Below are 11,264 nucleotides of genomic sequence, written 5' to 3' on the forward strand. Positions count from 1 at the left end.
TTTGGCTTCTTTGCCGGGCGGTACTGCGTTTGCCCAGCCTACGGTCTTTTGTAGGCCCAGTAAGCGAAGCGCCACCGGGCTGAGTTTTTTAAGTATAAGAGTTATTGCGACAGAAAGAGACAGGGCGCCCGATGAGCGCCCTGTTTGTTGTAAGGAAAAGTGAAATCAGTCGGCGTCGTAGCCCAGATTTGGGGCCAACCAGCGTTCCACTTCGGAGACGCTCATCCCCTTACGCAGCGCATAGTCTTCCACCTGATCGCGCTGGATTTGCGCCACCGCGTAGTATTTGCTGTCAGGATGGCTGAAATACCAGCCTGAAACGGACGCTCCCGGCCACATGGCGTAGGATTCGGTCAGTTTCATACCGGTGTGAGTTTCGACATCCAGAAGTTGCCAGATGGTGCCCTTTTCCGTGTGTTCCGGGCACGCCGGATAACCCGGTGCCGGGCGAATGCCCTGGTAGTTTTCACGGATCAGCTCTTCGTTGCTGAGGTTCTCATTCGCAGCATAACCCCAGTGCACTTTACGTACCCGCTCATGCAGGTATTCCGCGAACGCTTCTGCCAGGCGATCGGCGAGGGCTTTCAGCATGATTTTGTTGTAATCATCGTGCTGCGCCTCGTACGCGTCAGCGAGCGCGTCCTCCTCCAGCCCACCGGTGACAGCAAACGCGCCGATGTAGTCCGCTTTGCCACTGAGTTTTGGCGCCACGAAATCGGCCAGACAGTAGTTGGCAAAACCGACTTTCTCGGTTTGCTGACGCAAATGACGGCTCACCGCCAGCACGTTGGTGCGGGTTTCATCGCGATAAATTTCGATGTCATCCCCGATACGGTTCGCCGGGAACAGGCCCACAACGCCGCGTGGATTGAGGCTCTTTTCAGCACTTAACTGGTCGAGCAAATCGTTGGCGTCTTTAAACAGGCGCTGCGCCTCTTCACCGACCACCTCATCTTCCAGAATGCGCGGGTATTTTCCGGCCAGCGACCAGGTCATGAAGAACGGCGTCCAGTCGATGTAATTGCGCAGCGTTTCAATACTGGCGGTGACTTCCTGCACGCCCAGACGGTGCGCCACCGGTGGCGTGTAGCTTGACCAGTCGAACGCCAGATCGTTTTCGCGTGCAGCAGCCAACGTTACCGGCGGGGTGCGCGGTTTTTTGCGGGCGTGCTGGATACGAACGGTGTCGTACTCTTTGCGGGTTCGGGCGACAAAATCGTCGCGCTGCGTCGCAGAAAGTAGAGCTGACACCACGCCCACGGTACGCGAAGCGTTCTGCACGTAGACCGTCGGCCCACTGTAGTTCTGCTCGATTTTTACCGCCGTATGCGCTTTCGAAGTGGTCGCGCCGCCAATCAGCAGCGGAATGGTAAAGCCCTGGCGCTCCATCTCTTTCGCCACGTTGACCATTTCGTCCAGCGACGGGGTGATCAGCCCGGAGAGGCCGATCAGATCCGCGTTCACCTCGCGCGCGGTTTTGAGGATTTTGTCCGCCGGAACCATCACGCCCAAATCGATGATTTCGTAGTTATTACACTGCAGCACCACGCCGACGATATTTTTGCCGATGTCGTGCACGTCGCCTTTGACGGTCGCGATCACCATCTTGCCGTTGGTGGAACCTTTCTCTTTGCTGGCCTCAATGTACGGCTCAAGATAGGCCACCGCCTGCTTCATCACGCGCGCGGATTTCACCACCTGCGGCAGGAACATTTTGCCCTCGCCGAACAGGTCGCCGACCACGTTCATACCGTCCATCAGCGGGCCTTCGATCACCTCAATCGGGCGTGTGGAGAGCTGACGCGCCTCTTCCGTATCCAGCTCGATAAACTCGGTAATGCCTTTGACCAGCGAATATTCCAGACGCTTTTTCACGTCCCAGGCGCGCCACTCAGCCTGCTGGACTTTCACGCTTTCATCGCTTTTACTGCCGCGATATTTCTCCGCCAGATCCAGCATCCGCTCGGTGGAGTCGTCGCGGCGGTTGAGGATCACATCTTCCACCGCGTCACGCAGTTCGGCGGGCAGGTCGTCGTAAATCGCCAGCTGTCCGGCGTTGACGATCCCCATGTCCATGCCGTTGCGAATGGCGTAGTACAGGAATACGGCGTGGATCGCTTCACGCACCGGGTCGTTGCCACGGAACGAGAACGACACGTTGGAGACGCCGCCGGAAATCAGGGCGTGCGGCAGTTCGCGTTTAATGTCTTCGCACGCGCCGATAAAGTCCTGCGCGTAGTTGTTGTGCTCTTCGATCCCGGTCGCGACGGCGAAGATATTGGGGTCGAAAATGATGTCTTCTGGCGGGAAACCGACCTCTTCGGTCAGGATCTTGTACGCCCGACGGCAAATTTCAATCTTGCGTTCGCGGGTGTCGGCCTGGCCGACTTCGTCAAAGGCCATCACCACCACAGCGGCACCATAACGGCGCACCAGTTTGGCGTGGTGGATGAATGGCTCGACACCCTCTTTCATTGAGATCGAGTTGACGATGCCCTTGCCCTGAATGCACTTCAGCCCTTTTTCGATGACCTCCCATTTGGAGGAGTCAATCATGATCGGCACGCGGGCGATGTCCGGCTCACCGGCAATCAGGTTCAGGAATCGCACCATCGCCGCTTCGGCGTCGAGCATCCCTTCGTCCATGTTGATGTCGATGATCTGCGCGCCGCTTTCCACCTGCTGGCGGGCGACGTCCAGCGCTTCGCTGTATTTCTCTTCTTTGATCAGACGCTTGAACTTCGCGGAACCGGTGACGTTAGTACGTTCACCGACGTTCACAAACAGGCTGTCATCGGCAATCGTGAGCGGCTCCAGACCGGCCAGACGGCAGGCAACGGGAAGCTTGGGCAACTGGCGCGGCGGTAAACCTGCCACTGCGTTGCTCATGGCAGCGATGTGTTCCGGCGTGGTGCCACAGCAGCCCCCGACGATGTTCAGAAAGCCCGACTCGGCCCACTCGCGGATCTGCGCGGCCATAGTCGTCGCATCAAGATCGTATTCGCCAAAGGCGTTTGGCAATCCGGCGTTCGGGTGCGCGGTCACATAGCACTCAGCGATGCGGGAAAGTTCCTGTACATACTGGCGCAGTTCGTCCGGGCCGAGCGCACAGTTCAGGCCGAAGGTGAGCGCATCGGCGTGACGCAGGGAGTTGTAAAACGCTTCCGTCGTCTGCCCCGAAAGGGTACGCCCGGAGGCGTCAGTGATGGTGCCGGAGATCATGATCGGCAAATCGACGCCCAGCGCTTCCATCTCTTCTTTCACCGCAAAGATCGCTGCTTTAGCGTTAAGGGTATCGAAAACTGTTTCAATCATGATCAGATCGGAACCGCCTTCCACCAGCGCTTTGGTCGATTCACGATAGGCGGCAACCAGCTGGTCAAAGGTGACGTTGCGGTAGGCCGGGTCGTTGACGTCAGGTGAAATTGAGGCGGTACGGTTAGTCGGGCCAAGCACCCCGGCGACGTAGCGCGGTTTTTCCGGTGTGCGGGCAGTCCATGCATCGGCGCAAGCACGCGCCAGTCGGGCGGCCTCGAAGTTGATTTCCGCCGACAGGGATTCCATCAGGTAATCCGCCATAGCGATGGTGGTCGAGTTGAAGGTGTTGGTTTCAACGATGTCCGCGCCCGCCTCGAAATAGGCGTTATGAATCGCCGCGATGACATCCGGTTTACTCAGCACCAGCAGGTCATTGTTGCCTTTCAGGTCGCAGGGCCAGTCGGCGAAACGCTCGCCGCGGAAATCCTCTTCACTGAGACGATAGCTCTGGATCATGGTGCCCATGCCGCCGTCCAGCACCAGAATTCGTTCATTTAACTGCGCACGCAGTTGATCTACTTTGCTGCTCACACTCGCTCCCGACAACACTCAACAAGGCCAAAAGGCTGCGGTCCATACTGGCATAATCTCGCAGGGGGGAGAAGTCACGCAGCGTTAACATGAGACATGTTCACTATCACTCCTCCGATCAGTCAGGATAACGGTTGCAAATTCACCAAATAAAACGAAAATGATTTCCACGATACAGAAAAAGGAATCCGTCATGGTCGCCACCGTTCCCGCAAAACGCGGCAGAAAACCTGCTGCCACCACCGCGCCGCCAGGCGGACAAGTTCAGTCGCTGACGCGCGGATTAAAGCTGCTGGAATGGATTGCGGAATCCCACAGCAGCGTAGCTCTGACCGAGCTGGCGCAGCAGGCTGGTTTGCCGAACTCCACGACGCATCGCCTGTTGAGCACCATGCAGCAGCTCGGTTTTGTCCGCCAGGTGGGCGACCTGGGCCACTGGTCGGTTGGCGCACATGCATTTATCGTCGGCAGCAGCTTTTTGCAAAGCCGAAATCTGCTCGCGATTGTTCACCCTATTCTGCGCAAACTGATGGAAGATTCTGGCGAGACGGTCAATATGGCGGTGCTCGACCAGAGCGACCATCAGGCGATTATCATTGACCAGGTGCAGTGTACACAGCTAATGCGCATGTCTGCGCCGATTGGTGGGAAGCTGCCAATGCATGCCTCCGGCGCGGGAAAGGCGTTTCTGTCGCAGCTCAGCGAGGAGCAAGTCACTGGCCTGCTGCATCGCAAAGGGCTGCACGCCTATACCCACGCGACGCTGGTTTCGCCCCTGCATCTGAAGGAAGATTTAGCGCAGACACGCAAGCGCGGCTATTCGTTTGATGATGAAGAACACGCCCTGGGACTGCGCTGCATTGCGGCCTGCATTTTTGATGAGCATCGCGAACCGTTCGCGGCGATCTCCATTTCCGGACCTATTTCCCGCATCACTGATGACCGTGTGACCGAGCTGGGTGCGCTGGTGATCAAAGCGGCGAAGGAAGTGACGCTGGCGTATGGTGGGATTCGTTAAGATGTTTTGCCCGGCGGCGCTTCGCTTGCACGGGCCTGGAAAAGACGAGTAGGCCGGGTAAGGCGTAGCCGCCACCCGGCTTTTTATCGGCACCGGTTCCGGAGTTGCCCGGTGGCGCTGCGCTTACCGGGCCTACAAAACCTGAACGTAGGCCGGGTTAGGTGTTGCCGCCAACCGGCATTACATCGCGTATCGAATGCTAAAACGCTGCCGCCTGCGGTAAGCGTATACATCTTCAACATAGCCATTTTTAATACGGGTTTGTAGGCTGCGCCAGTAGTCGGCACGGAACAGGTCGTCATGCATCTCTTCAAACAACGGCCCGATGCGCGGGTCGGCGCACAGCCAGTGGCGAAACTCTTCGGGGAAAACATCGCCCGGAGAAACGCTGTACCACGGCTCGCTGGCCAGTTCATCCTCCGGATAACGAGCGGCTGGGATATCGCGGAAATTCACCTCGGTCATGTAGCAAATTTCATCGTAATCGTAGAACACCACGCGCCCGTGACGGGTTACACCGAAGTTTTTAAACAACATATCGCCGGGGAAAATATTGGCCGCCGCGAGCTGACGTATAGCGTTTCCGTACTCTTCAATTGCATCACGCAACGCCTGCCCGTCCACCTGCTCCAGCCAGATATTGAGCGGCACCATCCGTCGTTCAATATATAAATGGCTGATGGCAATTTTATCGCCCATATCGGTGATTTTGCCCGGTGCCTCCTGTAGCAGTAATGCCATCAGTGCCGGAGCGATCTGGCGTTTCTCCAGTACAAAATTTTCAAACTCCTGAGTGTCCGCCATACGTCCGACGCGATCGTGCTCTTTAACCAGCTGATAGCAGGCGCGGACGTGGGCTGCCGTCATCTCTTTCTGCGGGGCGAATTTATCTTTGATGACCTTAAAAACGCGATCAAAACCCGGCAGCGTAAACACCAGCATCACCATCCCGCGAATACCGGGAGCCTCGATGAACTGCTCGTCGGTGCTGGTGATGTAGCGTAGGTATTCACGATAGCTTTCCGTTTTCGCGTGTTTCTGACAGCCAATCGCCATATACAGTTCGGCAGTGGTTTTGACGGGCAGTAGCTCGCGCAGCCACTCAACCAGCGCGGCGGGATGCGGGGCATAGACCATAAAATAGGAGCGGGCGAAGCCGAAAACAATGCTCGCCTCAGCGCTGGTCGTCAGGCAGGCGTCGACGAAAAGCTCGCCGTCATCCGTGCGATGAATCGGTAGCAGAAAGGGGATCGTAGCCGTGGGCGTGGGCGTGATCAGTTTCCCGACCAACCAGGCCGCTTTATTACGGAAAAACAGCTCGTTAGCCACCTGCAAATGGCTGCGCTGGAGCACTTCTGCGCCGAAGGTTTCCGTCAGATGAGCGACGATGTAACCCACATCGCGCACCTTGTTTTGCCACGGCAGACGCAGGGGTAAATCTGAGAGCATTTTGCTTAACAGGCTTTCCCAGCCGTGCTCCGGAAAGAAATCCTTCGCCAACGGACGAGGAATTGTGCGAAATCGGCGCTCGGGCTGAGAGCTGAAAATAAATAACCGCTCAGGAGACAGCGAGCGGTGGTCAAATAACCGACAATAGACGGAGTTGAAAAAGCTCTCCGCAATTTCGAAGCGCGGGTAATCCGGCAACAGATGGGTGTAGTGTTCTTTCACGCGCAGCAGAAAATCGGCGTCGGGGCTTTTACCGTCGGTGATGCAGCGCAGCTGTTCCACCACCAGACCGACGTGATGGTCGTAAAGATGAATACGCTGCTTCATCGCCTGCTGAACGGCGTGCCAGTCGGCATGTTCAAAGCGCTGCTGCGCGCCGGAGGTCACTTCCAGAAAACGGCCATACTGCGCGTCAAAGCCCTGCAGGATGGTTTGTGCAATCAGTAACTCCAGGCCTCGCGACATGCATTTCCCCCATCATCATGCGGGTATCGCCGGATGGCGCATTCGCTTATCCGGCCTACGGACCCCTGTAGGCCCGGCAAGCAGAGCGCCGCCGGGCAATCAGATTCAGAATTGTGACTCTTCCGTCGAACCGGTCAGCGCAGTCACCGAGGACGCACCGCCCTGAATGATGGTGGTCACTTTGTCGAAGTAGCCCGTGCCCACTTCCTGCTGGTGAGAGGCGAAGGTGTAGCCCTCTTTGCTGGCCACAAATTCCGGCTGCTGTACTTTTTCCACATAGTGCTTCATGCCCTCGCCCTGCGCATAGGCGTGCGCCAGGTCGAACATGTTGAACCACATGCTGTGGATGCCCGCGAGGGTGATGAACTGGTATTTGTAGCCCATCTCTGACAGTTGCTGCTGGAAGCTGGCGATAGTTTTATCGTCCAGATTCTTCTGCCAGTTGAAGGACGGCGAGCAGTTGTAAGCCAGCAGTTTGCCCGGATATTTGGCATGAATCGCATCGGCAAAGCGTTTTGCCAGCGCCAGGTCCGGCGTGGAAGTTTCACACCACACCAGGTCGGCGTACGGCGCATAAGCCAGACCACGGCTGATGGCCTGCTCAATCCCCGCATGGGTACGATAGAACCCTTCGCTGGTGCGCTCGCCAGTGATGAATTCGCTATCATACGGATCGCAATCAGAGGTAATCAGATCCGCCGCATCCGCATCAGTACGGGCGATAACCAGCGTCGGCACACCCAGCACATCCGCCGCCAGACGCGCGGCAACCAGCTTCTGGATCGCTTCCTGCGTCGGGACCAGCACTTTACCGCCCATATGACCGCATTTCTTCACGGACGCCAGCTGATCTTCAAAGTGAACTGCCGCTGCACCGGCTTCAATCATGGATTTCATCAACTCAAAGGCATTCAGCACGCCGCCAAAGCCCGCTTCGGCATCGGCCACGATCGGCAGGAAATAATCCACGAAGCGCGGATCGTTCGGTTCGATTCCGGACGCCCACTGGATCTGATCCGCACGGCGGAAGGTGTTGTTGATCCGATCCACCACCGACGGCACCGAGTTAGCCGGATAAAGCGACTGGTCCGGATACATACTGGACGCCAGGTTGGCGTCAGCCGCCACCTGCCAGCCGGACAGATAAACCGCTTCGATACCTGCTTTCGCCTGCTGCAACGCCTGACCACCGGTCAAGGCACCGAGGCTGTTGATGTATCCTTTTTTCGATTCACCATGCAGCAGACGCCACATTTTCGCCGCACCAAGCTGCGCCAGCGTGCATTCCGGATTGACCGAACCACGCAGTTTCACCACTTCCTCTGCGCTGTACGGGCGGTTGATGCCTTCCCAGCGCGGTTGAGTCCACTCTTTTTGTAATTCTTCGATTTGTTGGGTACGGGTTTTCATGTGCAGATGCTCCATATTGTTATGTGGTGGGTTCAGGCCAGCAGGCGGTAGCCGGGCAGAGTTAAGAAATCAATCAGTTCGTCGGAAGTGGTGATTTGCTCCATCAGACGTGCGGCATCGTCAAAACGGCCGCTGCTGAAGCGGTGTTCGCCCAGCTCGTCCTGAATCACCAGCATCTCTTCGGCGAGCATCTGGCGGAACAGAGATTTGGTCACTGGTTTACCGTTGTTGAGCGCTTTCTGGTGGTGGATCCACTGCCAGATGGAGGTGCGGGAGATCTCCGCCGTGGCGGCGTCTTCCATCAGGCCGTAAATCGGGACGCAGCCATTGCCCGAGATCCAGGCCTCGATGTACTGAACCGCTACGCGAATATTGGCGCGCATACCGGCTTCGGTGCGTTCCCCCTCGCAGGGCGCCAGCAGCTGTTCAGCCGTAATCGGCGCATCGTCTTCTCGGGTAACGAACAGCTGATTTTTGTTATCACCCAGCACGCTGTTGAAGACCTCCATCGCCGTGTCTGCCAGGCCAGGATGGGCAACCCAGGTGCCATCGTGACCATTGCGGGCTTCCAGCTCTTTATCCGCCTTCACTTTGGTCAGGACCTGATTGTTGCGCTCGGCATCTTTACTCGGAATAAACGCCGCCATACCGCCCATCGCGAACGCACCGCGCTTGTGGCAGGTCTTGATCAGCAGCCGCGAATAGGCGCTGAGGAACGGTTTGTCCATAGTGACCGCCTGACGGTCAGGTAGTACGCGGTCCGGGTGATTTTTCAGGGTTTTGATGTAGCTGAAAATGTAATCCCAGCGTCCGCAGTTCAGGCCGACGATGTGGTCGCGCAGAGCGTGCAGGATTTCGTCCATCTGGAACACGGCCGGCAGTGTTTCGATCAGCAGGGTGGCTTTGATGGTGCCACGCGGCAGATTGAACCGATCTTCCGTATAGCTAAAGACTTCGCTCCACCACGCCGCTTCCTGCCATGACTGCGTTTTTGGCAGGTAGAAATAAGGACCGCTGCCTTTAGCCAGCAGGCTTTTGTGGTTATGGAAGAAGTAGAGGGCGAAATCAAACAGGCTGCCGGGAATGGCTTCGTTGCGCCATGTGACGTGTTTTTCCGGCAGATGCAGGCCGCGCACGCGGCAAATCAGGACCGCCGGATTGGGTTTGAGTTGATAGATTTTTCCGGCTTCGTTGGTATAGCTGATAGTTCCATTCACCGCATCGCGCAGGTTGATTTGCCCCTCGATCACTTTACGCCAGTCCGGCGCCAGCGAATCTTCGAAGTCGGCCATAAAGACTTTTACGTTGGCATTCATGGCGTTAATCACCATTTTGCGCTCGACCGGGCCGGTGATTTCGACGCGACGATCTTGTAAATCCTGCGGGATTCCACGAATATTCCACTCTGATTCACGAATGGAAGCGGTTTCCGAAATGAATCCTGGCAGCTTGCCGTTGTCGATTTCCTGCTGTTGCTGGATACGAGCGGCCAGCAATTTATTGCGCTTTGGTGCGAAGCGCGTCACCAGCTCAGTCAGAAACTCGACGGCATCTGGCGTTAAAACCTGCTGTTCCTGCTCACCATAAGGTTGGTTAAACGCCAGTTCATCGGCGGTCGTTGCCTGTTGATTCATCTCTCTGCTCCTCACCAAAGATCCAAAAAAGAGTCCCCCATCGCGAGCGAAAGATCGTTGCGTAGTTTTCGCTCAGCAGAATTAAGATTAACCATTATCATTTCGAAATCAAAAACAATTTCCATTTTAATTATAAAATACAAATATGTTATTGATTGTATTGAGATTAAAAATAGATCAATTGATGAGTTTGGTTTCGGAAATAAAAAAGGCACCCGAAGGTGCCTGTTCTGGAATGCTGAAACGCTTTAGGATCGCTTAGAGTAGAACATTACTCTAGCGTTGGATTCATGTGGCGCAGATCGTATGGCGTGATCTGGTAGACGTAATAGTTGAGCCAGTTGGTAAAGAGCAAATTCCCGTGACTGCGCCAGGACGCTCTGGGTGTGTTCTGTGGATCGTTTTTAGGGAAATAGTTGTAGGGAATTTCCGGGGTTAATCCCGCGTCTAAATCGCGGAAAAATTCGCTCGCGAGGGTGTGGGCGTCGTACTCGGGATGACCGGTGACAAAGGCGATACGTTTGTCTTTGCTGGCGAACAGATAGGCGTCACCATCCTCCGTCTCGGCCAGGATCTCCAAATCGGTGTAATCACGAATCAGTGCTGCCGGGAAATCCGCATAGCGCGAGTGAGGGGCGAGGAAAGAGTCGTCAAAACCGCGTGTCAGCAGCGCATGGGGATGAAGAATATGATGTTCATAGACACCAGAAAGCTTATCTGCGCGGGTTTGTTTAGGGATGCCGTAGAGAATATTCAGTGCCGCTTGTACCGCCCAACAGACAAAGAGTGTTGAGGTGACGTGATCTTTGGCCCATTCGAGAACCTGTTTGATCTGCGGCCAATAGGCCACATCGTTGAATTCCACCAGGCCAAGCGGCGCGCCTGTGACGATCAGGCCATCGTAATTATCATTACGGATATCTTCGAAGTTACAGTAGAAATTATTCAAATGTTCGGACGGGGTGTTGCGCGATTCACGGGCATCGATACGCAGCAGCTGAATGTCCACTTGTAGCGGCGAGTTAGAGAGCAAACGGAGAAACTGATTTTCCGTTTCGATCTTCTTAGGCATCAGATTGAGGATAAGAACCTTCAGAGGGCGAATTTCCTGACCTGTCGCGCGCGAGGCCTTCATCACGAAGACGTTTTCTTCACGCAAGAAATTGACGGCTGGTAGCTCGTCCTGCACCCTAATCGGCATAACCTTATATCCTCACAGCATACGTATAAACGTTTAGACATCCAGATAGCTGACAATAACCAGGATTCGCGCGAATGTCGAGTCTGGAAGAGGAAGGTGAGAAAGTTTCACGGAGGATTTTTGAGAAAGGACAAAAACGCAAAAAGGCCATCCTTCCGGATGACCTCTTCACTTAATTGATGCCTGGCAGTTCCCTACTCTCACATGGGGAGACCCCACACTACCATCGGCGCTACGG

Annotated in this window: 6 protein-coding genes; 1 reads left to right on the plus strand and 5 read right to left on the minus strand. The window is 55.8% G+C overall.

Going from position 1 to position 11,264, the window contains the following annotated elements:
• Nucleotides 1–165: 165 nt before the first annotated feature.
• Entirely contained in the window at nucleotides 166–3,849 is a 3,684-nt protein-coding gene (metH, locus tag JBO43_RS19210) for a methionine synthase (protein WP_202674852.1), read from the minus strand.
• 193 nt (nucleotides 3,850–4,042) lie between these two features.
• On the opposite strand from metH, the gene iclR reads away from it, so the two are divergent.
• Nucleotides 4,043–4,867 (plus strand): glyoxylate bypass operon transcriptional repressor IclR, encoded by an 825-nt coding sequence (iclR, locus tag JBO43_RS19215; RefSeq protein ID WP_133159658.1) that lies wholly within the window; start codon nucleotides 4,043–4,045, stop codon nucleotides 4,865–4,867.
• Between the two features lie 180 nt (nucleotides 4,868–5,047).
• Here the strand turns inward: iclR and aceK are convergent, their stop codons facing one another.
• From aceK to metA, 4 genes are all read right to left on the minus strand, one after another.
• Entirely contained in the window at nucleotides 5,048–6,781 is a 1,734-nt protein-coding gene (gene aceK / locus JBO43_RS19220; protein WP_202674853.1) for a bifunctional isocitrate dehydrogenase kinase/phosphatase, read from the minus strand.
• A gap of 105 nt (nucleotides 6,782–6,886) precedes the next feature.
• A complete protein-coding gene (gene aceA, locus JBO43_RS19225) occupies nucleotides 6,887–8,191 on the minus strand; it encodes an isocitrate lyase (protein ID WP_202674854.1) in 1,305 nt (434 codons plus the stop codon).
• Nucleotides 8,192–8,223: 32 nt separating this feature from the next.
• The gene (gene aceB / locus JBO43_RS19230; protein WP_103947518.1) at nucleotides 8,224–9,825 is read right to left on the minus strand and encodes a malate synthase A; all 1,602 of its coding nucleotides are present in this window, start codon (nucleotides 9,823–9,825) and stop codon (nucleotides 8,224–8,226) included.
• 271 nt (nucleotides 9,826–10,096) lie between these two features.
• Nucleotides 10,097–11,026 carry a homoserine O-acetyltransferase MetA gene (metA, locus tag JBO43_RS19235; protein WP_095280301.1) on the minus strand — a complete coding sequence of 310 codons (930 nt, stop codon included), beginning with the start codon at nucleotides 11,024–11,026 and terminating at the stop codon, nucleotides 10,097–10,099.
• Nucleotides 11,027–11,264: the final 238 nt, after the last annotated feature.

The organism is Lelliottia jeotgali, from assembly GCF_016771845.1.
Classification (GTDB): Bacteria; Pseudomonadota; Gammaproteobacteria; order Enterobacterales; family Enterobacteriaceae; genus Enterobacter; species Enterobacter jeotgali.

What these genes read in the sequence shown, in the direction of transcription:
- iclR (WP_133159658.1), top strand. Translation starts at nt 4,043, where the DNA reads ATGGTCGCCACCGTTCCCGCAAAACGCGGCAGAAAACCTGCTGCCACC.
- aceK (WP_202674853.1), bottom strand. Translation starts at nt 6,781, where the DNA reads ATGTCGCGAGGCCTGGAGTTACTGATTGCACAAACCATCCTGCAGGGC.
- aceA (WP_202674854.1), bottom strand. Translation starts at nt 8,191, where the DNA reads ATGAAAACCCGTACCCAACAAATCGAAGAATTACAAAAAGAGTGGACT.
- aceB (WP_103947518.1), bottom strand. Translation starts at nt 9,825, where the DNA reads ATGAATCAACAGGCAACGACCGCCGATGAACTGGCGTTTAACCAACCT.
- metA (WP_095280301.1), bottom strand. Translation starts at nt 11,026, where the DNA reads ATGCCGATTAGGGTGCAGGACGAGCTACCAGCCGTCAATTTCTTGCGT.